The organism is Serratia sarumanii (assembly GCF_029962605.1).
GTDB lineage: Bacteria > Pseudomonadota > Gammaproteobacteria > Enterobacterales > Enterobacteriaceae > Serratia > Serratia sarumanii.
On the sequence record NZ_CP124750.1, the window covers coordinates 3,514,430 to 3,538,143 of the forward strand.

The 23,714-nt window shown below is 62.1% G+C and carries 24 protein-coding genes; 4 read left to right on the forward strand and 20 right to left on the reverse strand.

Annotated features, from left to right (window positions below):
* Window positions 1-49: 49 nt before the first annotated feature.
* Complete coding sequence (apbE, locus tag SSARUM_RS16700) at window positions 50-1,081, forward strand: FAD:protein FMN transferase ApbE (protein ID WP_039564940.1); 1,032 nt, start codon at window positions 50-52, stop codon at window positions 1,079-1,081.
* Between the two features lie 62 nt (window positions 1,082-1,143).
* Here the strand turns inward: apbE and SSARUM_RS16705 are convergent, their stop codons facing one another.
* The gene (locus SSARUM_RS16705; RefSeq protein ID WP_004936201.1) at window positions 1,144-1,365 is read right to left on the reverse strand and encodes a putative periplasmic lipoprotein; all 222 of its coding nucleotides are present in this window, start codon (window positions 1,363-1,365) and stop codon (window positions 1,144-1,146) included.
* A 212-nt stretch (window positions 1,366-1,577) separates the two neighbouring features.
* Entirely contained in the window at window positions 1,578-2,798 is a 1,221-nt protein-coding gene (gene fabB, locus SSARUM_RS16710; protein WP_016926857.1) for a beta-ketoacyl-ACP synthase I, read from the reverse strand.
* Window positions 2,799-2,968: 170 nt separating this feature from the next.
* Here fabB and mnmC point away from each other — a divergent pair, with 170 nt between their 5' ends.
* The gene (gene mnmC, locus SSARUM_RS16715; RefSeq protein WP_060430626.1) at window positions 2,969-4,990 is read left to right on the forward strand and encodes a bifunctional tRNA (5-methylaminomethyl-2-thiouridine)(34)-methyltransferase MnmC2/FAD-dependent 5-carboxymethylaminomethyl-2-thiouridine(34) oxidoreductase MnmC1; all 2,022 of its coding nucleotides are present in this window, start codon (window positions 2,969-2,971) and stop codon (window positions 4,988-4,990) included.
* A gap of 41 nt (window positions 4,991-5,031) precedes the next feature.
* Here mnmC and SSARUM_RS16720 read toward each other — a convergent pair whose 3' ends face one another.
* The 6 genes from SSARUM_RS16720 to prmB all read right to left on the reverse strand — a co-directional run bounded on the left by SSARUM_RS16720 (window position 5,032) and on the right by prmB (window position 9,710).
* Window positions 5,032-5,313, reverse strand: a complete 282-nt coding sequence (locus SSARUM_RS16720) for a YfcL family protein (protein ID WP_016926855.1) — start codon at window positions 5,311-5,313, stop codon at window positions 5,032-5,034.
* A 32-nt stretch (window positions 5,314-5,345) separates the two neighbouring features.
* A complete protein-coding gene (locus SSARUM_RS16725) occupies window positions 5,346-5,903 on the reverse strand; it encodes an elongation factor P hydroxylase (RefSeq protein ID WP_033653734.1) in 558 nt (185 codons plus the stop codon).
* Window positions 5,904-5,983: 80 nt separating this feature from the next.
* Window positions 5,984-6,790, reverse strand: coding sequence for a sulfite exporter TauE/SafE family protein (locus SSARUM_RS16730; protein WP_033635385.1), 807 nt, complete (start codon window positions 6,788-6,790; stop codon window positions 5,984-5,986).
* A 3-nt stretch (window positions 6,791-6,793) separates the two neighbouring features.
* A complete protein-coding gene (gene mepA, locus SSARUM_RS16735; protein ID WP_039564926.1) occupies window positions 6,794-7,621 on the reverse strand; it encodes a penicillin-insensitive murein endopeptidase in 828 nt (275 codons plus the stop codon).
* 5 nt (window positions 7,622-7,626) lie between these two features.
* On the reverse strand, window positions 7,627-8,712 hold the full coding sequence (aroC, locus tag SSARUM_RS16740) for a chorismate synthase (protein WP_033635387.1): 1,086 nt from the start codon (window positions 8,710-8,712) through the stop codon (window positions 7,627-7,629).
* A 65-nt stretch (window positions 8,713-8,777) separates the two neighbouring features.
* Window positions 8,778-9,710: a 50S ribosomal protein L3 N(5)-glutamine methyltransferase gene (gene prmB / locus SSARUM_RS16745; RefSeq protein WP_028127753.1), complete on the reverse strand. Its 933-nt coding sequence runs from the start codon at window positions 9,708-9,710 to the stop codon at window positions 8,778-8,780.
* Between the two features lie 170 nt (window positions 9,711-9,880).
* Between prmB and smrB the strand changes: the two genes are divergently transcribed.
* A complete protein-coding gene (smrB, locus tag SSARUM_RS16750; RefSeq protein WP_033635388.1) occupies window positions 9,881-10,411 on the forward strand; it encodes an endonuclease SmrB in 531 nt (176 codons plus the stop codon).
* Between the two features lie 71 nt (window positions 10,412-10,482).
* Here the strand turns inward: smrB and sixA are convergent, their stop codons facing one another.
* From sixA to SSARUM_RS16770, 4 genes are all read right to left on the reverse strand, one after another.
* Complete coding sequence (gene sixA, locus SSARUM_RS16755) at window positions 10,483-10,965, reverse strand: phosphohistidine phosphatase SixA (RefSeq protein ID WP_004936230.1); 483 nt, start codon at window positions 10,963-10,965, stop codon at window positions 10,483-10,485.
* A gap of 388 nt (window positions 10,966-11,353) precedes the next feature.
* Window positions 11,354-13,519: a fatty acid oxidation complex subunit alpha FadJ gene (gene fadJ / locus SSARUM_RS16760; RefSeq protein ID WP_060426282.1), complete on the reverse strand. Its 2,166-nt coding sequence runs from the start codon at window positions 13,517-13,519 to the stop codon at window positions 11,354-11,356.
* On the reverse strand, window positions 13,519-14,829 hold the full coding sequence (fadI, locus tag SSARUM_RS16765) for an acetyl-CoA C-acyltransferase FadI (RefSeq protein ID WP_060426102.1): 1,311 nt from the start codon (window positions 14,827-14,829) through the stop codon (window positions 13,519-13,521). The genes fadJ and fadI overlap by 1 nt, the downstream gene beginning before the upstream one ends.
* A gap of 196 nt (window positions 14,830-15,025) precedes the next feature.
* Complete coding sequence (locus SSARUM_RS16770) at window positions 15,026-15,322, reverse strand: YfcZ/YiiS family protein (RefSeq protein ID WP_072145088.1); 297 nt, start codon at window positions 15,320-15,322, stop codon at window positions 15,026-15,028.
* A 405-nt stretch (window positions 15,323-15,727) separates the two neighbouring features.
* On the opposite strand from SSARUM_RS16770, the gene fadL reads away from it, so the two are divergent.
* Complete coding sequence (gene fadL, locus SSARUM_RS16775) at window positions 15,728-17,050, forward strand: long-chain fatty acid transporter FadL (RefSeq protein WP_033648086.1); 1,323 nt, start codon at window positions 15,728-15,730, stop codon at window positions 17,048-17,050.
* A gap of 117 nt (window positions 17,051-17,167) precedes the next feature.
* On the opposite strand, the gene mlaA is transcribed toward fadL, so the two are convergent.
* From mlaA to SSARUM_RS16815, 8 genes are read right to left on the reverse strand one after another with little or no spacing between them, the layout of a single operon-like run.
* Window positions 17,168-17,926, reverse strand: a complete 759-nt coding sequence (gene mlaA, locus SSARUM_RS16780) for a phospholipid-binding lipoprotein MlaA (RefSeq protein WP_033635394.1) — start codon at window positions 17,924-17,926, stop codon at window positions 17,168-17,170.
* 28 nt (window positions 17,927-17,954) lie between these two features.
* On the reverse strand, window positions 17,955-19,169 hold the full coding sequence (ccmI, locus tag SSARUM_RS16785; protein WP_033653727.1) for a c-type cytochrome biogenesis protein CcmI: 1,215 nt from the start codon (window positions 19,167-19,169) through the stop codon (window positions 17,955-17,957).
* Window positions 19,169-19,636, reverse strand: a complete 468-nt coding sequence (locus tag SSARUM_RS16790; RefSeq protein ID WP_060430379.1) for a cytochrome c-type biogenesis protein — start codon at window positions 19,634-19,636, stop codon at window positions 19,169-19,171. Before SSARUM_RS16790 ends, ccmI begins: the two co-directional genes overlap by 1 nt.
* Entirely contained in the window at window positions 19,633-20,184 is a 552-nt protein-coding gene (locus SSARUM_RS16795) for a DsbE family thiol:disulfide interchange protein (protein WP_033653726.1), read from the reverse strand. Before SSARUM_RS16795 ends, SSARUM_RS16790 begins: the two co-directional genes overlap by 4 nt.
* Entirely contained in the window at window positions 20,181-22,151 is a 1,971-nt protein-coding gene (locus SSARUM_RS16800) for a heme lyase CcmF/NrfE family subunit (RefSeq protein ID WP_060430381.1), read from the reverse strand. Before SSARUM_RS16800 ends, SSARUM_RS16795 begins: the two co-directional genes overlap by 4 nt.
* Entirely contained in the window at window positions 22,148-22,642 is a 495-nt protein-coding gene (ccmE, locus tag SSARUM_RS16805) for a cytochrome c maturation protein CcmE (protein ID WP_060430383.1), read from the reverse strand. The genes SSARUM_RS16800 and ccmE overlap by 4 nt, the downstream gene beginning before the upstream one ends.
* Window positions 22,639-22,875, reverse strand: a complete 237-nt coding sequence (ccmD, locus tag SSARUM_RS16810; RefSeq protein WP_004936267.1) for a heme exporter protein CcmD — start codon at window positions 22,873-22,875, stop codon at window positions 22,639-22,641. The genes ccmE and ccmD overlap by 4 nt, the downstream gene beginning before the upstream one ends.
* The gene (locus SSARUM_RS16815) at window positions 22,872-23,609 is read right to left on the reverse strand and encodes a heme ABC transporter permease (protein ID WP_004936270.1); all 738 of its coding nucleotides are present in this window, start codon (window positions 23,607-23,609) and stop codon (window positions 22,872-22,874) included. The genes ccmD and SSARUM_RS16815 overlap by 4 nt, the downstream gene beginning before the upstream one ends.
* Window positions 23,610-23,714: the final 105 nt, after the last annotated feature.

A 23,714-nucleotide genomic window follows, 5' to 3' on the forward strand; every position in this document is an offset into this window, starting at 1 on the left:
CGCGCTTTACTTTATTTGTAGCGGCTTTCTCGTTTTCAAAGGACATGTTATGGCTTCCCTGTTCGCCAAAGGGGCGTTGCTCAGCGCCTTATGCGCCCTGCTCGCCGCCTGCGACGATGCCGCCTCCCGCCCGCAAATCGATATCGACGGCAAGACCATGGGCACCTTCTACAGCGTTAAAGTCAGCGGTGACGTCGCGATCGGCAAGCAAGAACTGCAGCGGCAGATCGACGCGGTGCTCGAACGGGCCAACGACGATATCTCCACCTACCGCGCCGACTCGGTGCTGTCGCAATTTAACCGCAGCGCCGGCCTCGAACCGCAGCCGATCCCGCGCGGCATGGCAGACATCGTGCTGATGGCCCAGCGCATCGGCCGCGATACCGGCGGCGCCATGGACATCACCGTCGGCCCACTGGTGAACCTGTGGGGGTTCGGCCCCGACAAGCACCCGGTCAAAGTGCCGGAACAGGCGCAGATCGACGCGGCGAAGCAGCGCACCGGCCTGCAGCACCTGAAGCTGATCAGCGACAATCGCGGGGAGTGGCTGCAAAAAGATCTGCCGGACATGTATGTCGATCTCTCGACTCTGGGCGAAGGCTACGGCGCCGATGAACTGGTGCGCCTGATGAACCGCAACGGCATTACCAACTACCTGGTATCGGTCGGCGGCGCGGTCTCTTCACGCGGCGTCAACGGCCAGGGCAAACCCTGGCGGGTGGCGATCCAAAAGCCGACCGACCGTGAAAATGCGGTGCAGGCGCTGGTGGATCTACACGGTTACGGCATCAGCACCGCCGGCAGCTACCGCAACTACTTCGAACAAAACGGCCAGCGCTACTCCCATGTCATCGATCCGACCACCGGCAGGCCGATCAACCACCGCCTGGTTTCCGCCACGGTGATCGCCCCCACCGCGCTCGAGGCCGACGGCTGGGATACCGGCCTGATGGTGCTGGGCACGGAGAAAGCGTTGAAACTTGCCGAAGAGAAAGGGCTGGCGGTCTACCTGATCAGCAAAACCGACGACGGTTTCAGCGCCGTGATGACGCCGCAGTTCAAGGCGTTTTTGGTGCAGTGAAATAAAAAAGCCCGGCGCGCGATGGCCGGGCTGGTTGCATGCGCCCGCAGGCGCTGCGCCGATCACTTGGTCAGCGCGATGATGCCGAGAGTCAGACCGGCAACCGCCGCCGCGCCGCCGGCGATCGCACCCGCGGTTTCCCAGTTATCCTGAGTGGTGCCCTTCATGCAGGTGTTGGTGTGCACCAGGCGCCCCTGGTCATCGTAGACCGGCACGCAGGGAGAATCGGTGGCGCATCCGGCCAACACGGCCGACAGTAACCCAACCGCAATTAACTTTTTCATACTTCGTGCCTCAATGTTCGATCACTTTGGAAAACTACGCCGAGCGATAATCACGCTACCCGGCTATTGTATGCCCAACGCGTGTAATGGCGAGGTAATGATGTGTCAGGGGATGTGATTTGGGAAAACTCCGAGCGCCCGGCCGGCGGGCTTCGGCCAGTAAAAAGCCCGCGAAAACGCGGGCTTGATAGCGAGGTGAGACTCAGGCGGGATTATTTCGCCAGTTTGCGCATCACCAGGGTGGCGTTGGTGCCGCCGAAGCCGAAGCTGTTGGACATCACGGTGGTCAGCTCGCGCTGAGTCGGCTGAGTCACGATGTTCATGCCGGCCGCCTGCTCATCCAGGGTTTCGATGTTGATGCTCGGCGCGATAAAGCCGTGCTCCAGCATCAGCAGGCTGTAGATCGCTTCCTGCACGCCTGCGGCGCCCAGCGAGTGACCGGTCATCGCCTTGGTGGAGGAGATAGCCGGGGTATTGTCGCCGAACACTTCGCGAATCGCGCCCAGCTCTTTCACGTCGCCCACCGGCGTGGAGGTGCCGTGCACGTTGATGTAGTCGATCGGCGCATCCAGATCCTGCATCGCCATCTTCATGCAGCGCACCGCGCCTTCGCCCGATGGCGCTACCATGTCTGCGCCGTCAGACGTTGCGCCGTAGCCAACGATTTCCGCGTAGATGTGCGCACCGCGCGCCAGCGCGTGTTCCAGTTCTTCAACCACCACCATACCGCCGCCGCCGGCGATGACGAAACCGTCACGATCGGCGTCGTAAGTACGGGAGGCTTTTTCCGGCGTGTCGTTGTACTTGGTGGACAGCGCGCCCATCGCGTCGAACTCGCAGGCCATTTCCCAGCACAGCTCTTCGCCGCCGCCGGCGAACACGATGTCCTGTTTGCCCAGCTGGATTTGCTCAACCGCGTTACCGATGCAGTGTGCGGAGGTCGCGCAAGCGGAGCTGATGGAGTAGTTCACGCCGTGGATTTTGAACGGCGTCGCCAGGCAGGCGGAAACGCCGGAAGCCATGGCTTTGGTGACCACGTATGGGCCAACCGCTTTCAGGCCGCGCGGGCTGCGCATCGCATCGGCGCCGAATACCTGGAAGCGCGGAGAACCGCCGCCGGAACCGGCGATCAGGCCCACGCGCGGGTTGTTTTGATACTCTTCTTCCTTCAGGCCGGAAGAAGCGATCGCTTCTTGCATCGCCAGGAAGGCATAAATGGAAGCGTCGCTCATGAAACGCACCGCCTTGCGGTCGATCAGGCCGGTCGTGTCGAGCTTAACTTGCCCCCATACGTGACTACGCATGCCGGAATCTTTCAGCTCCTGGGAGAAAGTGATCCCAGAACGTCCTTCCTGCAGGCTCGCCAGGACCTCCTGCTGGTTATTACCAATGCTGGAGACAACTCCCAGGCCAGTAATCACTGCACGTTTCATTCAATACCTCTTCCACTATTAACCTACGGGATTTTGCATCGCACTTTAGCGTACAGATGTAAGCCGAACAAGTCCGATCAGCGTTTTTCAGCTTTATTGTTGTCCAGTTTGCGCCGGGGCGCCAGCGCAGTTAGAATTCGCGGCATCCCTTGAATTTCGAGCCATTGACCGTGAACCACGCCCCCATCCAAACCGCAACGCTAACCTGGAACGAACAGGGTACACCTGTTTCGAAACAGTTTGATGACGTCTATTTTTCCAATCAGGATGGGCTGGAAGAAACCCGTTATGTCTTCCTGCACGGCAATCGGCTGCCGCAGCGTTTCGCCGTCCACCCGCGCTCGCTGTTTGTCGTGGCGGAAACCGGGTTTGGCACCGGGCTCAATTTCCTCACGCTGTGGCAGGCCTTCGCCGGCTTCCGTCAGGCAGAGCCGGACGCGACGCTGCAGCGCCTGCACTTTATCAGCTTCGAAAAATTCCCCCTGCAGCAGGCTGACCTGGCGGCGGCGCATGCGCGCTGGCCGGAGCTGGCGCCTTACGCCGACGAACTGCGCGCCCAATGGCCGCTGCCGTTGCCGGGTTGCCATCGCCTGCTGTTAGCCGAAGGCCGCATTACGCTCGATCTGTGGTTCGGCGACGTCAACGATCTGCTGCCGCAGTTTGACGCCAGCATGAATAACCAGGTGGATGCCTGGTTCCTCGACGGCTTCGCGCCGGCAAAGAATCCCGACATGTGGACCGATCAACTGTTCGCCGCCATGGCGCGTTTCGCCCGGCCGGGAGGCAGCTTCGCCACCTTTACCGCCGCCGGCTTCGTGCGCCGCGGCTTGCAACAGGCCGGTTTTCAGGTCAACCGCTGCAAAGGCTTCGGCCAAAAGCGTGAGATGCTCGCTGGCTGTCTGCCGGCCGATGCGCAGCCCACGCCCCACCCGGCGCCCTGGTATCGGCGTCCGGCGGCAGACAACACCGCCGACATCGCTCTGATCGGCGGCGGCGTCGCCAGCGCGCTCACCGCGTTGGCCCTATTGCGGCGCGGCGCCACCGTCACGCTGTACTGCGCCGACGAGCAGCCGGCCGCAGGCGCATCCGGTAACCGTCAGGGGGCGATTTACCCCCTGCTGAACGGCAGCGGCGACGCGCTGGAGAGTTTCTTCAGCGCCGCGTTTCCTTTCGCCCGCCGCCAATACGACGCCCTGTTGCAACAAGGCGTCGCCTTTGATCACCGGTGGTGCGGCGTCAGCCAGCTGGCCTACGACGAAAAGAGCGGCGCCAAGATCGCCAATATGCTGAAAACCGACTGGCCGCCGGCGCTGGCGGCGGCAGCCGACCGCGAAACGCTCAGCGAACTGTGCGGCGTCGATACCGGCTTTGGCGGCATCACCTACCCGCTAGGCGGCTGGCTCTGCCCGGCCGAACTGACGCGCGGCGCTATCGCGCTGGCGCAGCGACAGGGTCTGGTCTGCCGCTACCGGCACGATGCGCTGGCGCTGGCGCGTGAAGAAAACGGCTGGCGCATCGATTTCGCCCACGGCGAAAGCCGCCGCCATGCGACGGTGATCCTGGCCAACGGCCACCGGTTGGCCGAGCTGGCGCCGACGCAAGCCCTGCCGCTGTATGCGGTGCGCGGGCAGGTGTCGCACATCCCAACCTCGCCGGCCCTCGGTCAACTGAAACAGGTGTTGTGCTACGACGGCTACCTGACGCCGGTCAACGCCAACAACGGCCAACACTGCATCGGCGCCAGCTACCAGCGCGGCGACACCGCCACCGACTACCGCGAGCAGGAGCAACAGGAAAACCGCGAGCGCCTGCTGCGCTGCCTGCCGGAGCAGGCCTGGCCGCAGCAGGTGGACGTCAGCGCTCATCAGGCGCGCTGCGGCGTGCGCAGCGCCACCCGCGATCATCTGCCGATGGTCGGCGCGCTGCCGGACTATCAGGCCACGGTGACGCAGTATCAGGATTTGCAGCGGCGAAACCAGAGCGGCGAAACCGTCGCCGATGCGCCGGTCTATCCCGGCCTGTTCGCTATCGGCGGGTTGGGATCGCGCGGGCTGTGCTCGGCGCCGCTGGCGGCGGAAATTCTGGCGGCGCAGCTGTTCGGCGAACCGTTGCCGGGCGACGCGCGCCTGCTGGCGGCGTTGAATCCAAATCGGATGTGGGTGCGGAAGCTGCTGAAAGGGCGTGCGGTTTAATTCATGAATGAGGGGCGCGGCGGCGCGCCCCGGCATGGCGGTCAGGCGGCAGGGGTAGCGGCCTGATAAAGGTTTTCCCACATGCCGCGCACCAGGATCTGATCCGGCGGCGAGAGTTCCCCGGCGGCGATCGCTTTGTGCAGGCTCTCTTCCACCCGCGCTTTCAGCGCTTCGGCAGTGTGCTCGCCCTGCTCTTCCGCTTCGGCCACCGCCAGCGTCAAATGACCGCGCAGGTAGCCACCGGCAAACAGTTCATCATCGCTGGCGTGCTCTACCATGTCATCAATCAGCGCCAAAATGCGCGCTTCGAATTCTGCGATCATCAAATTTCCTCATTAAATAACGGGCTGTGGCGTCAGTTGAGATCTTCCGGATACGGAAAATGCTCGGCCGCCAACGGTGGCGTATTGTAGAACGATTGCAACGCCTGAATAAAGCGCGCAGGCCGTGTGGGTATTCCCTGCTCCAGCAGCGCCAATACCCGGTCGCGCACCTTGCGCTGGAACGCGATGCGATCCGGCTCGCAGTCGCCGTTCAGGTTGTCGCAGCTGACGTTAAACGGGAAACCGGCCGCCACGCAGAACATCCACTCCAGCGCCTGCGGTTTGATCTCCACCGCTTCGAATTCACTCTGGGTTTGCGCGTCGCGCCCGTCCGGGCAATACCAGTAACCGAAGTCCACCAGCTGGCGGCGCGCTTCGCCGGCGATGCACCAGTGCGAGATTTCGTGCAGGCCGCTGGCGTAGAAGCCGTGGGCAAATACAATGCGGTGATAGGGCAATTCGTCGTCGGCCGGCAGGTAGATCGGCTCGTCGTCGCCCTTCACCAGGCGGGTGTTGTAGTCATCGCTGAAACATTGATTAAAGATCTCGATCAGTTGCTCATAGTGATGACGGGTCTGTGTGTCTGACATAAAAACTCTATAACCACAAAAATAAAGAGGCCATTATACCCGATAAGACAGGGCGCGTAAGCAACGCCCTCTCTTCATCTTTAACCGTGCACCAGGGCGCTCAACCACTGCTGAATTTCCGCGCCGTGATTGTCGTACAGCAGCTTGAGGCTCATCACCAGCGAGACGATCACGATCATCGGCCGAATCAGCTTCTGCCCGCGGGTCAGCACCATATGGGCGCCCAAACGCGCCCCCAGCACCTGCCCCACCAGCATCACCAGACCGATGCTCCACACCACCTTGCCGCCGATGATGAACAGCGCCAACCCGCCGACGTTGGAGGTGAAGTTAAGCACCTTGGCGTGCGCCGTGGACTTGGCAAGGTTGAAACCGCACAGCGTCACATAGGCCAGCGCGTAAAACGATCCGGCGCCGGGGCCGAAGAAGCCGTCGTAAAACCCGACGCAGCCGCCGGCCACCAGCCCGAACGGCAAGGCGCCGAGACGGCGTTGACGATCTTCCTCACCCAGCCTCGGCATTAGCAGGAAGTAGAGGCCGATGCCGATCACCAGCAGCGGCAACATCTGCCGCAGCAAATCGGCGCGCATATGCTGCACCAGAATGGCGCCGGCGATCGAACCGATCAGCGTCAGAAAGATCGTCAGCTTCTGGTCGTTGAGGTTCACCGCCCGCCGACGAATAAAGTACAGGCTGGCGGAGAAGGAACCGCCGACCGACTGCAGTTTGTTAGTCGCCAGCGCCTGCGCCGGGGGAACCCCCACCGCCAGCAGGGCCGGCACCGTCAGCAGCCCGCCGCCGCCGGCGATGGAGTCGATAAACCCCGCCAGCAGCGCTACCGCAAACAACACCCCGAGCATCTCGGGGCCGATGACAAACCAGTCCATGTGTTATTCCGCTGAGAAATGGTGATCCAGCAATGCCTGACAGGTCGGCGGTAACGGCGGCGGCACCGGTTTACCCGGTTTGGCGTTCGGTTGATGCGGCACGAACCAGCTCGCCAGTTCGGCGCCGCAGCCGTCGCCCGGCGGCGGCGTATCCTGCTCTTTACATTCAAGGCTGCCCGCCGGGCAACGCAGGCGCACGTGCATGTGCGCGCGGTGACCGAACCACGGCCGCACCTTGTGCAACCAGGCGCGATCGGCGCCGGCATCCAGACACAGACGCTGTTTGATGGCCGGATTGACGAAGATGCGCGTCACGTCCGCATCCTGCGCCGCCAGCTTGATCAGCGACTCGATCTGCGGCTGCCATTGGCGCGCCACTACCTGCTTGCCGTCACTTGACACCAGATCGATAGGCTGCGGCTTCAGCAATTGCTGCGCGCTCCAGCGTTGGCGCGGCAGCTGCAGCCAGATGTCGACGTCGAGCCCCGACTGGTGGCTGGCGTGGCCGCTGCTGAAGCGCCCGCCGGCCGGCATCGCCATATCGCCGATCAGCACCGTGCCCAGCGCTTTCTGATTCGCCTGGCTGCTGAGGCGCTGAATGAACGCCAACAGATCCGGGTGGCCGAAATAACGGCGCTGGTCGGTACGCATCACCTGGTAGTTCGGTGAGTTCAGCGGCAACGGCTGGGCGCCGATAACGCAGCCGTTGGCGAAACCGCCCACCGCCTGCGGCGCGCCGGCCACCGGATGATCGATTTTCTGCCACGGCGTCAGCGCCATGGCGGAGGCGGAGGCCGTCAGGGCCACCAGGCCCAACATCCAGTTTTTCATGGCGATTACCAGCGCGGCACGTCGGAAACCACATCACCGTTTTGCGCACGCTGGCGCAGCAGGTGATCCATCAGCACGATCGCCATCATCGCTTCGGCGATCGGCACGGCGCGGATGCCCACGCACGGATCGTGGCGGCCGCGGGTGACCATTTCCACCGCTTCGCCCTGGCGATTGATGGTGCGGCCCGGCACCATGATGCTGGAGGTCGGCTTCAGCGCCAGATGCGCCACCACCGGTTGGCCGCTGCTGATACCGCCGAGAATGCCGCCGGCATGGTTGCTCTGGAAGCCTTCCGGGGTGATTTCATCGCGGTTTTCGCTGCCGCGCTTGGTCACCACGGCAAACCCGTCGCCGATCTCCACGCCTTTCACTGCGTTGATGCTCATCAGCGCGTGCGCCAGATCGGCGTCGAGGCGATCAAACACCGGCTCGCCCAGGCCAACCGGCACGTTTTCAGCAATCACGCTGACCTTGGCGCCGATGGAGTCGCCCTCTTTTTTCAGCGCGCGCATCAGTTCGTCCAGCGCTTCCAGCTTGTCCGGATCCGGGCAGAAGAACGGGTTCTGCTCAACCTGATCCCAATCTTTCAGCTCGCAGGTCACGTCGCCGATCTGCGCCAGATAGCCGCGCACCTGCACGCCGAACTTCTGCTGCAGGTATTTCTTGGCGATAGCGCCCGCCGCAACGCGCATGGCGGTTTCACGCGCCGAAGAGCGGCCGCCGCCGCGGTAATCGCGCAGGCCGTATTTCTGTTCGTAGGTGTAGTCGGCATGCCCCGGACGGAACACGTCTTTGATGGCGCTGTAGTCTTGCGAGCGCTGATCGGTGTTCTCAATGATCAAACCGATGCTGGTGCCGGTAGTCACGCCTTCGAATACGCCGGAGAGAATGCGCACCTGATCCGGTTCGCGACGCTGGGTGGTGTAACGCGAGGTGCCCGGACGACGGCGGTCCAGATCGTGTTGCAAATCGGCTTCGGTGAGCGGAATGCCGGGCGGCACGCCGTCGACGATACAACCCAGCGCCACCCCGTGAGATTCACCGAAGGTGGTGACGCGGAAAATCTGCCCAATACTGTTTCCTGCCATCACGGCTCCTTACCGTTAGTCTTTTATCGTTATGAGGCCCGCCGTGCGGGCCTTGAAAATGCGGCTTAGCTGCGATAGAGGCTGAAGTGTTCCTTGCAATCCACCAGTTGCTGCTTGGTCAGCATGAACACGCCGTCACCGCCGTTTTCGAACTCCAGCCAGGTGAACGGAATATCCGGATATTGTTCCATCAGGTGTACCATGCTGTTGCCCACTTCACAAATCAGCACGCCGTCGTCGGTCAGGTAGTCCGGCGCGCAGGCCAGGATGCGGCGCACCAGCTTCAGGCCGTCGCTGCCCGCCGCCAGGCCCAGCTCCGGCTCAAAGCGGAACTCCTGCGGCAGATCGGACATGTCTTCCGCGTCGACGTACGGCGGGTTGGTGACGATCAGATCGTACTGGATCGCGGGAACGTCGCGGAACAGATCGGAACGGATCGGGATCACCTGGTGTTCGACGCCGTGCGCCTGAATGTTGCGCTCGGTCACCGCCAGCACCTCGCTGGAGATGTCCACCGCGTCCACTTCCGCTTCCGGGAAAGCGTAGCCGCAGGCGATGGCGATACAGCCGCTGCCGGTGCACATGTCGAGGATATGGCGCGGCGGGTGCGGGATCAGCGCGCTGAAGCGATCGTTGATCAGCTCGCCGATCGGCGAACGCGGCACCAGCACGCGCTCGTCGACGTAGAATTCCATGCCGCAGAACCAGGCCTTGTTGGTCAGGTAGGCGACCGGGATGCGCTCGTTGACGCGGCGGATCACGCGCTCAACGATGCGATGGCGCTCGCTGGAGGTCAGACGGGCGGTGTGCATGTCCTCCGGAATGTCCAACGGCAGGAACAGGCTTGGCAGCACCAATTGCACCGCTTCGTCCCACGGATTATCGGTTCCGTGACCATAATAGATATTGGCGGCGTTGAAGCGGCTTACCGTCCAGCGCAGCATATCTTGAATGGTGTGCAGTTCGTTCACTGCTTCGTCGACGAAAATTTTGTCCAATTTGCCCTCCGGCAGGCGCTGTGTTTCATGATTTAGCCGCATAGTTTGCCATGAAGCCCGCGACAAATCACGCTTGCCCCTCGCGCTTTTCACTCTGGCCCGAGTTTTGCGTCGACAGCGCTCATTCACAAGGTAAACTAGCGAAATAAACGATTTCCGGTGAATGAAGCATGAAGAACAAGCCCCCTCTGAGCCAAGACGAACAACAGCTATTCAGAGAGTCGGTGGCGGGCGCGAAAAAGCTGCGCCAGGACACCATCGTCCACCGCCCGCCGAAGCCCAAGGTCAAACAGATTGCCCCGCAGCGGCTGCTGCAGGAGCAGGTCGATGCCAGCTATTATTTTTCAGATGAATACCAGCCGCAGCTGGAAGAAGAAGGCCCGACGCGCTACGTGCGCCCCGGCAGCAGCCCGTATGAGCTGAAGAAGCTGCGACGCGGCGATTACTCGCCGGAGCTGTTTCTCGATTTGCACGGCCTGACCCAGCTGCAGGCCAAGCAGGAACTGGGGGCGCTGATCGCCGCCTGCAAACGCGAACACGTGCACTGCGCCTGCGTGATGCACGGGCACGGCAAGCACATTCTCAAACAGCAAACGCCCCTGTGGCTGGCGCAGCATCCCGACGTGCTGGCGTTTCATCAGGCGCCGAAGGAATGGGGCGGCAACGCCGCCATCCTGCTGTTGGTGGAGCTGGCCGAGTAGCCCCCGCCGCAGAAACGACTCAGGGCGATGTCAGACATCGCCCTGAGTTTATTCCGCACCGCATCCGCGGTTCACACTTTGGCCATCACCTGCGACGGGCTGACCTGCCATTCAAACTTGCCGTAGCTGCCGTCCGCCGGCAGATCGACGTTGGCAATCGCCGAGGTCGCGAACATCGGCGGGCACTCGCCCGGGCACAGTTCGGCCACCAGATAGCCCACCAGCGGCAGGTGCGACACGATCAGCACCGAGCTCACCCCTTGCATCGCCAGCGCCTGCAGATAGCTGCCGACCTGTTCGGCGTTGCCGCCCGGCGTCAGCTCGGGCAACACTTCTTCGCCCTCCGGTAGCGTCAAGGCTTCACGCACCGTCGCCAGCGTCTGTTCGGCCCGCAGATAGGGGCTGACCAGCACGCGTTCAATATCCACAGACTTGGTGTTCAACCAGGCCGCCATCTGACGGGACTCGTCGCGGCCGCACAGGGTAAGGGGCCTTACCGCATCGCTGGCTGCCTCGAGCGCCGCCTCTCCGTGACGCATAATCAAAACTTGCATATTGCACCGCTGTTGTTGACAAAGTAACGCTATACAGAAACGCCGTGCGTGCTGTACCGCCGAGTTTTACAACCCAAAGCCAAAGCTTTAAAACGATAACGCGCCGTCTCTTTATGGCGGCCGGGCATTTTGCCTGAAAGTTTGCCTAAAGAAAACGCTGTTTTTTACAGCAATCCTCCCCGGGCAAACCTCGATTGCTCACAGAACAATCAATTCAACGGGTTAAATTTTAACCTTTCCGCCATGAAATTTATTGATGGCGGTCAAGCTAACTTACCGCTGCCGCAGCCTCGCTGTACAGCCTCACCGGCTGACGCTGTTGCAAGGAGTGATGGCGATCACAACGCGGCCCTGTTGCAACTATAGTGCAAATCGGGCCGCCCTGCGTTCAGCTCCCCAGCGGGTAAAAGCGCTCGCCCTGCTGCGCCATGCGCTGCAGGCGTTCGCACGGGGCGAAATGCTCGCCGTGCTGCTGACGCAGGTAGTCCAGCGTCTTCACCACTTTCTCGGCGCCAAGCTCGTCCATATAGCGGAACGGGCCGCCGAGGAACGGCGGGAAGCCGATGCCGAACACCGCGCCGATGTCGCCGTCGCGCGCGCTGCGGATCACGCCTTCGTCCAGGCAGCGTGCCGCTTCGTTCAGCATCATCATCACGCAGCGCTGAGCGACGCTCGCCGGCAGCATGTGCGCCTTCGGCGTGACGCCGAGCAGCGTATACAATGAGGTATCCGCACGTTTGCGCCGCTGCCGCTGCTGCCCTTCGCTCGGGTAGAGATAGAAGCCGCGGCCGTTCTTGCGCCCTTTGCGCCCGTCTTTCAGCACCGCATCGAACGCGGCAGGCGCGGCGAAGCGCGGCCCCAGCGCCTCGACCAGCACGGGAATGATCTTGGTGCCGACGTCGATGCCCACTTCATCCAGCAGGGTGATCGGGCCGACCGGGAAACCGAAGTCCACCAGCGCCTTGTCCAGCGACTCAATCGGCTCGCCTTCCAGCAGGCAGCGCGCCGCTTCGTTGATGTACGGCGCCAGGATGCGGTTGACATAAAAACCGGCGCTGTCACCCACCACGATGGCGGTTTTACCCTGCTTGTGCGCCAGCGCCACGGTGGTGGCGATGGTCTCTTCGCTGGTGCCGGCATGCGGGATCACTTCCACCAGCGGCATCTTGTCCACCGGGCTGAAGTAGTGCAGGCCGATCACCTGCTGCGGCCGCTGGGCCTGTTCGGCGATGCGGCCGATAGGCAGCGAGGAAGTATTGGAGGCGAACACGGTATGCGGCGCGCAGTTGGCTTCTACCTCGGCCACCATCTGCTGCTTCAGCGCCAGATCTTCGAACACCGCCTCGACCACGATATCCACCTGTTCAAAGCCGGTGTAATCGGTAGAGCCGGAGATCAGCATCATCTGCTTTTGCCGTTCCGCCGGGCGCATGCGCTTGCGGCGCACCCGCTTGCCGAGCACGTCCCAGCTGTATTTCAGCGCATGGTTGATACCGGTTTCATTGATGTCTTTGATGCGAACCGGCAATCCGCCGCGGGTGGCGGTGACGCAGGCGATGCCGCCGCCCATCAGGCCGCCGCCGAGAATGCCGACGCGATGCAGGGCGTGCGGCTGGGCATTGCCGCCCCGCTCCTTTTTCAGCGCGGTGGAAGCGAAGAACAGGCTGCGCAGCGCCGCCGACTGCGGCGTCATCGCCAGCTCGCCAAAGGCGCGCGCTTCAGCCTCATAGCCGCTGGCGCTGCCGTGATCTAGCCCGGTGCGCACCACCTGAATGATGCGCTCCGCCGCCGGGTAGTTGCCGTGGGTTTTCGCCAACGTTTTCTTGCGCACGATGCTGAACAGCAGACTTCTGCCCAGCGGGCCGTTGAGCAGGCGATCCTGCCACGGCAGCTCGCGCTGATGCTTCCAGCCCTGCTTCACTCGCTCGATGGCAGTCTGCAACAGAATCGACTGCGGCACGGCGTCGTCCACCAACCCCATGCGCAGCGCCTGGCGGGCGCGAATGTGCTTGCCGGTCAGGATCATGTCCAGCGCCTTGGCGGCGCCGACCAGGCGCGGCAGGCGCTGCGTGCCGCCGGAGCCCGGCAGCAGGCCCAGCTGCACTTCCGGCAGCCCGAGCGCGGTTTTGTCATCCAATGAACAGACGCGGCCGTGGCAGGCCAGCGCCAGCTCCAGGCCGCCGCCCAGGCAGGCGCCGTGAATGGCCGCCACTACCGGCACCGGGAACGCGGCGATCTGCGCCAGCGTGCTCTGCCCTTTCCTGGCCAGCGTTTCCGCCTCTTTGGCGCTGGTGCAGGCGGCAATCATAGTGATGTCGGCGCCGGCGATAAACGAGTCCGGCTTGCCGGAAACGATCACCAGCCCTTCCAGCGCGGTATGCTGCTGCGCCCGAATCAGCACGTCGTTGACCTGTTCGACGAACTCGGCCTTGAGCGTGTTCACCTTGTCGCCCGGCACGTCGATGGTGATCACGCCGATGTTGTCGGGGCGAATCGTCAGCTGAAAGGCCGACGGTTTGGCGCGCTGTTCATGCAATGCGTTTTCGAAGCTCATCATTCCACCTCCACGATCATCGCGGCCCCTAACCCGCCGGCGGCGCAGGCGGTGGTCAGGCCCAGCCCGCCGCCGCGGCGTTTCAGCTCATGCAGCGTCTGGGTGATCATGCGTGCGCCGGTGGCGGCGAACGGGTGGCCATAGGCGATGGAACCGCCCAAGACGTTGAATTTGTCCATGTCCACCTCGCCGATCGCCTGGCTGCGGCCAAGCTTCTCACGGGCGAACTCTTCGCTGGCGAACATCTTCAGGTTGGCCAGCGTTTGCGCAGCGAAGGCTTCATGCATGTCGATGAGCGTCAGATCGGCCAGACCGATGCCGGCGCGATCCAGCGCCAGCGGCGTAGCGTAGGAAGGCCCCAGCAGCATGTCTTCCCACACGTCGATGGCGGCGAAGGCGAAGCTGCGCAAATAGCCCAGCGGCTGCAGCCCCAGCTCTTTGGCGCGCGATTCGCTCATCATCAGCACCGCCGCCGCGCCGTCGGTCAGCGGCGTGCTGTTGGCCGCGGTGACGCTGCCATGCTTGCGATCGAACGCCGGCTTCAGCTTGGCGTAGGAAGCCAGGCTGGAATCTTTACGGATGTTGTTGTCTTCAGAAAGCTGCGCGCGGTAAGGCGGCACATAGGCGGTCATCACCTCGTCGCGCAGCCACCCTTCCCGCCAGGCCTTGGCCGCCAGCTCGTGGGAACGGTGCGCCAGCGCATCCTGCGCTTCACGGGTGATGCCGTGGCTCTTCGCCATCTGCTCGGCGGTATCGCCCATGCGCAGGCCGGTGGAATACTCCGCCACCGCCGGCGGCACCGGCATCAGATCGCGGAATTTCAGCCGGCTGAACAGTTTGAGGCGCTGCGACAGCGTGCGCGCCTTGTTGACGTCCACCAGCGTGCGCGCCAGCGCCTTGCTGACGCCGATCGGCAAGACGGAAGAAGAATCCGCCCCGCCGGCGATGCCGATGCTGATGCTGCCGGCCATGATGCTCTCCGCCACGTTGGCGATCGCCTGGAAGCTGGTGGCGCAGGCGCGCGACACGCTGTAGGCGTCGGTATGGACGCTCATGCCGGTGCCGAGCACGATTTCACGCGCGATGTTCGGCGCCTCGGGCATTTGCACCACCTGGCCGAACACCAGTTGTTCGATAAGCGCCGGATCGATGCCGCTGCGCGCCAACAGCTCGCTCACCGCCGTTTTCCCTAAATCCACCGCCGGAATGCCGTGATAGGCAGTCGCCTGTTTGGCAAAGGGGGTACGCAGTCCATTCACAATCGCAATGCGGTCACCATGACGGGTCACCAACGGCAGTGCCTTACTCATAAATGCTCCTGAAGAAAATAACGTCAGCGCAATGGGCAGAAAGAGGTCTGACCTGATGAGGTCATTGTTAACCAAACGGTTACATTTGGCAAACCGGCAGAGATCAAAACTGCGAGCAGGCGCACTTTCTATCGGGGGCGATGTGGGGAGAGCAATCCCCGGCGCGCGGCAGGCGGCTCCGGGGGTAAAGCGGGGATTAACGCAGGCCGAGCTGGAAGATCAGGGTTTCCGCCTGGCAGGCGAAGGTGAAATCGGCCTCCAACTGTACGCCGCCGTCAACCGGTTTAATGCTACTGCTGATGTCACAAGGGTCGGATTCTACCGCGCGCGCCTTTTCGCTCAGGGCGGCCAGCATCGCCTCCGCATCTTGTTGATTGCTGAACACCTGGCTGTAGGACGCGGTGCAATCGGTGTTATCCATCACGGTGCCGACATCCACACAGCAACACGCGGCGGTTTCCTGGGCGCTGCATTTATTAATTGCATCTGACATGATTGGTTCTCCTCAAAGGCCTCGGTTATCAGCCCAAATTGCCGTTTTACTCACCGGCACAAAGCCACAAAATTCTGCAGGTATTTTACGCTTCCACGCAGGCAATCACTAGCACTTACTTTTAATGGGTGTTTTAAGTGATGGAAATCACAAATAAAAATGAGCGCCTGCTAAGAAATGGTAAGAATTTTGTTATTTACCGCTGACGTTTTGTTAAGCAGATCTCTTTTTTGATATCAGGTTGGAAATATTTCAAAAACAAACTTGCAACATTTTCACAGGTCAGACCTATACTTCAGCCACTGGTCTGATTTGTCTGAACGATAACGGACCCTACAATCCCGCGCTCCTTGTTACCTCGTGTAACAATAGTTTAAATAATAAACACATAATGAGGTTTTGGTCATGAGCCAGAAAAACCTATTGACTAAATCAGCTCTCGCAGCTGCAGTGGCAATTATCTCTTCAAACGTGTCTGCCGCAGGATTCCAGCTGAATGAGTTCTCATCAGCTGGTTTAGGACGTTCGTATTCTGGCGAAGGCGCCATGGCGGATACGGCGGCCTCCGCAAGCCGCAACCCGGCGTTGCTGATGATGTATACCCGCCCGGAACTTTCTTTCGGCGCGGTCTTCATCGACCCGGACGTTGACATTACCGGTCAATCCCCTTCCGGCGCCAGTTTGGATTCGAAAAACATCGCGCCGACCGCCTGGGTGCCGAACCTGCATTATGTTCACCCGATTAACGATCAGTTCGCCGTAGGCGGCTCGGTCACCAGCAACTACGGTCTGGCGACAGAATTCAACGACGGCTATACCGCCGGCGCTTACGGCGGCAAGACCGATCTGACCACCCTCAACCTGAACCTCAGCGGCGCATATCGTCTGAATCAACACTTCAGCTTCGGTCTGGGCTTCGATGCGGTGTACGCCAAAGCCAAACTGGAACGTTACGCCGGTGAACTGCCGAAGCTCATCGCCGGTTCAGGCCAATTACCGCCGCAGCTAGCCGGCCCTGTTTCGCAGATCCCGGCAGATACCCAGATTTCGCACCTGAAAGGCGACGAATGGGGCTTCGGTTGGAACGCCGGTATTCTGTACGAAGTGGATGAAAACAACCGTTACGGCCTCACCTACCGCTCTGAAGTGAAAATCGACTTCGACGGCGACTACAAGAGCAGCCTGCCTTCAGCCTTCAACCCGCTGCTGGCCTCTCAAGGTCTTCCGTGGGGCACCAACGGCAACACCATTCCGGGTTCTCTGAGCCTGCACCTGCCGGAAATGTGGGAGCTGTCCGGTTACAACAAAGTGGCGCCGCAGTGGGCCATCCACTACAGCCTGGCCTACACCAGTTGGAGCCAGTTCCAGGAGCTGAGAGCCACCGGCAACAACGGCCAAACGCTGTTCGAGAAGCATGAAGGCTTCAAAGACGCTTACCGCATCGCGCTGGGTACCACCTACTTCTACGACGACAACTGGACCTTCCGTACCGGTATCGCCTTCGATGACAGCCCAGTGCCGGCACAGAACCGTTCGATTTCCATTCCGGATCAGGACCGTTTCTGGCTGAGTGCCGGTACTACCTATGCGTTCAACAAAGACGCGTCGGTCGACGTCGGCGTTTCCTACATGCACGGCCAGAAAGTCACCATCAAAGAAGGCCCTTACACCTTCAACTCTGAAGGTAAAGCCTGGCTGTACGGCGCCAACTTCAACTACCGCTTCTAATCTCGCCTGAGATGGATGCCAAAGCGCCCCGCGGGGCGCTTTTTCTTTGCCTGCCGCGTGCTGCCGGCATAAAAAACCCGCCTGCCGGCGGGTTTTTCATTGGCGTGACGCCCGTGATTACTGCGAGTCGATCTCGTCCAGTTCGCCCTGAATCGCCTTGGCGTTCGGGTTCTCTTCCGGCTTGAGCGAGCCGCCGTTGGCGATGAAATCGTGGCGCTGGAAGTAAGCTTCGCGCACCATGATGTAAGGATCGGAGGAGTTGCGCAGCAGGCCGTCGGAATCCAGCAGCTGGGCGCGGGTTTCGATCCCCTCGACCACCCATTTGCCCGCCGACATCCAGAAGGTGAGGTAGCTCAGCATCGGATACAGCGTATCCGCAAAGTCGCCGCCGTCTTCACGCAGGGTGAAGCTGCCGTAGCCCGGCAGCATCACGTACGGGCCGTAACCCACATCGTAATGCCCCAACGTGCTGCCGAAGCGGTTCGGCTCTTCGCGCGCCAGTTTCGGGTTGGCCATGCCGGCCACGTCGATCAGGCCGCCCATCCCGAGCAGGGTGTTCAGGAAGAAGCGGTTGAAGTGAATCATCCCGCGGTAAGGGTCGCCCTTGAGGAAGGCGTTGACCATGCTGGCCGGCTCTTCCAGGTTGGAGGTGAAGTTGCTGATGCCGTTACGCGCCGGCATCGGCACGTAGTCACGCCAGGCCACCGCGACCGGACGCAGGATATAGGGATCCAGGACGTTGTAGTTGAAGTCGAACATCGTCCGGTTGAATCCTTCCAGAGGATCGGAACGCCCTTGCGGATCGTTGTCTGGCGCGCTGGCACAGCCCACCAGTAATACCGTTGCGAATGCCACCCCAGTCAGGCGAAAGTTCATATTTTTCTCCATAAAAACACGTTCGGTCTTATTTTTCAGTGACCTGCTTGTTTATCTGAACGCTAACCTGCTCTTTACCGCTGAATGTCTGCAGCGAGCTTTCGCCGAACCAGTCCCCCGGCTGCGGCGTGGCCAATCCGTCCTGTGAGAGGCGCACACGCACCTGCACCTGATGCTGCGCCGAGAGCAGACGCTCGGGCATCATGGCGTTGCCGTCATCCAGTGAGAAAGACAGCGGAAAACGGCTCAGCGGCAATTGTTTTACCGCCACCGGCACCGGGCTAACGCCGTCAGTGACCGAAATGACCAGCGTCCCCTGCGGCGGCAAGGCTTTCGCCGCCTGCGGTGACAGCGAAACGGTCACATTCAGTTTAACATTTTCTCCGCCTGCCTGGGCTTTTGCTTGTGCAATGCTGCGCTTTATCACTTCCGCGCGCGGATCGTTGGCCGGCAGCAGCTGCAGCATCACCTGCCAGGCGCCGATCGCCTGCTTGAAATCGCCCTGTTCGAAGGCATTGAACGCCAACAGGCTCAGCACCCGCGGATCGCCGTGGTTTTCCGCGATCATGCGCCGCAGCAGCTGCGTCGCCTGCTTGTTATCCTCCGGATCGTTGGAGCGCGTCAAGACCTCGGCATAGCCGAGCCGCACTTCCAGACTATTCGGATCCAATTGATAAGCATGGGCAAACGCCTGCGTGGCGGTGGTGGCGTTGTTCAACGCCATGCCGACGCGCCCCAGCATCATCCAGTCGTTGATGTTGCGATCGTCCTGCTGCAGCGCGGTGCGCAGCCCCAGCCCGAGGCGGGCGATCTCTTCCATGCTCAGCGGTTTGGCGCGCTCATTGGCAACGCGCTCGCGCAATTCCGGCATTTGCGCCTGCACCAGACGCCAGTCCAGCACCTGCGCCAATCCGCCGGTTTTCAGATAAAAGCCAACGGTCACCGCCAGCAATAACAGCACGCCCGGCACCAGCGCCCAACGATTGATCGGTTTCGCCTGCGCCGCTTGCTCGGCCGGGATGTCGTTCAACAGGTTCTGTTGCAGCTCTTTCACCAGCTCCGGGCGCTCGGCCACCACGCCCTGCTGCTCGTCCTGCTCCAGCTCGCTGAGACGATCCTGATAAAAAGCCTTGTTCAACGCATCGCGCGTGGCGGCGCTCTGCTTGCCGTGGCGCATTGCCGGCACCACCAGCAACGCGGCGGCGCCGGCCAGCAACACGCAAATAATCAGCCAAAAAGCCATTAGGGTTTCTTCCTGTCAGTCTCTTGCAACAGCGCCGCCAGGCGCTGCCGTTCCCGTTCGGAGAATGCATCGTCCACCGCCGCGCCAGGCCGGCGCCGGGCGCGCAGGATCACCACCGCCCCGCCGATCAGCACGAACAGCAGCGGGCCGATCCACAAGATCAGCGTCGCCGGCGTTACCGGCGGTTCATAGGTGACGAAATTGCCGTAGCGCGCCACCATGTAATCGATGATCTGCTGCTTGCTTTGCCCCTGCATCATCAGCTCGTACACCTTGGTGCGCATGTCGGCGGCGATGATGGCGTTGGAATCGGCAATGCTGTTGTTTTGGCATTTCGGGCAGCGCAGCTGTTCGGTCAACTCGCGATACTGCTGCTCCTGCTCGACGGAGTTGAAGCGATAGGTATCGATCGCCGCGGCGGCGCTCCAGCTCAGCAGCGCGGCGCACAGCAGGACAACCAGCCTCATGCCTCACCTCCGTACTTTTTATACAGCGGCAGCACTTCCTGCTGCCAGACGCGCTCATTCATGTCACCGGCGTGGCGATAGCGAATAATCCCCTGGCCGTCGATGAGAAAGGTCTCCGGCGCGCCGTAGACCCCGAGATCCAACCCCAACATGCCATCGCCGTCGTACAGGCTGAGGGCATAGGGATTGCCGAGGGAATTCAGCCAGGTCACCGCCTTGGCGCGATCGTCTTTATAGTTCAGGCCGACCACCCGCACGCCGCGCGCCGCCAGCGTGTTGAGATACTGGTGTTCCGCGCGGCAGGTCGGGCACCAGGTGGCCCAGACGTTGAGCAATATCGGCTTGCCGTCGCGCAGCACCGCCTGATCGTAGGTTTTGCCGGGCTGATCCAGCGATTCCAGCCTGAAGGTCGGCACCGGTTTGCCGATCAGCGCCGATTCCAGCATGGTCGGATCTTCGCCGCCGGCGTTGCGCGTCAGTTGCACCATCAGCGCCGCCACCAGCAGCAGGAAGAGGACCAACGGGATAAACAGCAGCTTACGATTCATGGTTGCGCCTCCAGCTTGCCTTCGCGCTTGAGTTTTTTGCTCATGCGGTAACGCGGGTCGAGGATGCACAGCAGGCCGCCGATCGCCATAAAGACGCCGCCGAACCAAATCCAGCGCACGAAGGGTTTGTAATACAGGCGTACCGCCCAGGAGCCGTCATCCAGCTCCTCGCCCAACGCCGCGTACAGATCGCGGCTGAAACCGCCGTCGATCGCCGCTTCGGTCATCATGCTGCGCGCCACGCTGTAGTAGCGTTTCTCCGCGTGCAGCGTCGCCTCCGGCTTGCCGTTGCGCGTGACGTCGATGATGCCGACGCCGCCGCTGTAGTTCGGGCCGCGAATGTCGTGCACGTCGCGGAACACGAAGTGATAGTTGTGAATATCCACGCTGTCGCCGGCCTTCATCCGCACGTCGCGCTCCACGCTGTAGTTCTGGCTGAAGGCGATGCCGATCACCGTCACCGCCACGCCGAGGTGGCCGAGCACCATGCCCCAGTGGCTGCGGGACAGCTGCCGCAGGCCGCGCCAGAAACCGTGACGGTGGGTGGCGCGCTCATGCAGCTCCATCAGCGTCAGGATGATCACCCACAGCGCCATGATCAAACCCACCACCGTCATGCCGGCGATACTGTCCTGCAGCAGCCACGGCAGCAGAATCGACAGCGCCAGCGTCGCCAACAGCGCCACGCCAAGGCGGCGCCACAGCTTGCTCGGCTCATCGCGGCGCCAGCGCACCAAAGGCCCGATGCCCAACAGCAGCGCCAACGGCGCCATCAGCCAGGTGAACATGGTGTTGAAGAACGGCTCGCCGATCGAGATGCTGCCCAGCCCCAGCTGTTTGTGCACCAGCGGCAGCAGCGTGCCCAACAGCACCACCAGCATGGCGGCGATCAGCAGCACGTTGTTGCCCAGAAGGAAGGTCTCGCGCGAGAAGGTCTCGTGCTGCACCCGGCTGCGCACCTGGCCGCCCTTGACCGCGTACAGCAGCAGCGAACCGCCGATCACGATCACCAGATAGGCGAGGATAAACATGCCGCGCGCCGGATCGGAGGCGAAGGAGTGCACCGAGACCAGCACGCCGGAACGCACCAGGAAGGTGCCCAGCAGGCACAGCGAGAAGGCGGTGATCGCCAGCAACACCGTCCAGGCTTTGAACGTGCCGCGTTTCTCGGTCACCGCCAGCGAGTGCATCAGCGCGGTGCCGGCCAACCACGGCATAAAGGAGGCATTCTCCACCGGATCCCAGAACCACCAGCCGCCCCAGCCCAGCTCATAGTAGGCCCAGGCCGATCCGAGCACGATGCCCAGCGTGAGGAACACCCAGGCCGCGGTGGTCCACGGGCGTGACCAGCGTGCCCAGGCGGTGTCGAGCCGGCCGGCCATCAGCGAGGCGATGGCGAACGCGAAGGCGACCGAGAAGCCGACATAGCCCATATACAGCAGCGGCGGGTGGAAGATCAGGCCGATATCCTGCAGCAGCGGGTTGAGATCGCTGCCGTCGATCGGGAAATTCGGCAGCGTGCGGGTGAACGGATTGGAGGTCATGATGATGAACAGCAGGAAACCGGCGGTGATCATCCCCATCACCGACAGCACCCGCGCCACCGCATCCTGCGGCATCGCCCGGCTGCACAACGCCACCGCCAGCGACCAGCAGCTCAGCAGCAGCACCCACAGTAGCAGCGAACCTTCATGCGCCCCCCAGGTGGCGGCGATGCGGTAATACACCGGCAGCCGGGTATTGGAGTTGGTGGCCACATAGGCGACGGTAAAATCGTTGACCACGAAGGCGTGCACCAGGCACAGAAACGCCAGCGCTATCGCGGCGAACATGCCGTAGGTCAGCGGCCGGGCCACCTCCATCATGCGGCTGTCCTGCCGCGCCGCGCCCCACTGCGGGTAAATGCTCAGCAGCAGCGCGATCGCCAGCGCCAGGCACAGCAGAAAACTGCCCAGTTCCGGCATCATGACTTGGCGCCCTCCGCCTGCGGCGCGTTATACGCTTCCGCCGGGCCTTTGTGGTTCTCTTTCATCGCGTCGGCCACTTCCGGCGGGGTGTATTTCTCGTCGTGTTTGGCCAGCACTTCGCGCGCGTTGACCACGTTGCCCTCACCCAGCACGCCCTGCGCCACCACGCCCTGCCCTTCGCGGAACAGGTCCGGCAGAATGCCGGTGTAGGTCACGCCGATCGCGCCGCGCGCGTCGTAAATCTTGAAGCTGACCTGCAGCGTATTGGGATCGCGTTTCACCGAGCCCGGCATCACCATGCCGCCGATGCGCAGCCGCTGGCCGACCTCGGGCTTCTCATGATTCTCGCCCTTGCCCTGCAAAATTTCACCCGGGGTATAGAACAGATCGATGTTGGAGCGCAGCGCGTACAGCATCAGGGTCGAGGTCAGCGCGATGCCGATCAGCACAACGATCGCCAGATAAAGGCGGCTTTTACGACGTGGATTCACAATGATTTCTCCCGCGGTGCGGCGGATTTTTGTTTTGATTGTTGCGCATGGCGAATGCGCCGCTCGCGCGCCTGACGGCGGCCGATCTCGGCGAGCAGCTGGCGCCGTTGCCAGACGGTGTGCGCCACCAGCCCCAACAGCGAAATCAGCGTGGCGGCGACCGCCAGCCAGACATAGAAGGCGTAACCGCCCATGGCGAAAAACGCCGACCAGGAATCGAATGCGGCATTCATGACTGACGCTCCTTATTCACCAGCCCGGCGACCCACGGGCGCTGGCGTTCCTGGAACAGGATCAGATTGCGCAGGCGCATCAGCGTCAGCGTGACGAACAGCAGCAGGTAGCCGAGGATCGCCCAGCGCAGCGGGGTGCGCATGCTGGGCGCGATGGACTGCTGCATGTTGGTCGAGCCCTGATGCAGCGTATTCCACCATTCGACCGAGAAATGGATGATCGGGATATTCACCACACCCACCAGCACCAGAATCCCGGCGGCGCGGCCCGCCAGGCGGCGGTCTTCGAAGGCGTTGTACAGCGCGATGACGCCCATATAGAGGAACAGCAGCACCAGCTCGGAGGTCAGACGCGCATCCCACACCCACCAGGTGCCCCACATCGGCTTGCCCCAGGCGGAGCCGGTCACCAGCGCGATAAAGGTGAACACCGCGCCGATCGGCGCCATCGCCGCCACCACGGTATCGGACATTTTCATCTGCCACACCAGGCCGATAAACGCCGCCACCGCCATCGAGGCGTAGATGCCCATCGACCACATGGCCGCCGGCACGTGAATATAAATGATGCGGAAGCTGTCGCCCTGCTGATAATCCTTCGGCGCGAAACCAAAGCCCCATGCCCAGCCAAGCAGCAGGCAGGCCGCCGCCGCCAGCCCCAGCCAGGGGATAAAGCGGCCGCAGACGTGATACAGCCGTTCAGGCCGCGCCAGTTGATGTAACCATTTCCACATTGTCGTCAGTGCTCACGGTAATTTTTATGCGTCGGCCGCCCCGAGGGTTCGAAACGGCGAAAATCTTCTGCGGGGTACGCTCTTGTCGGCCTTGCCCGTCTGTTC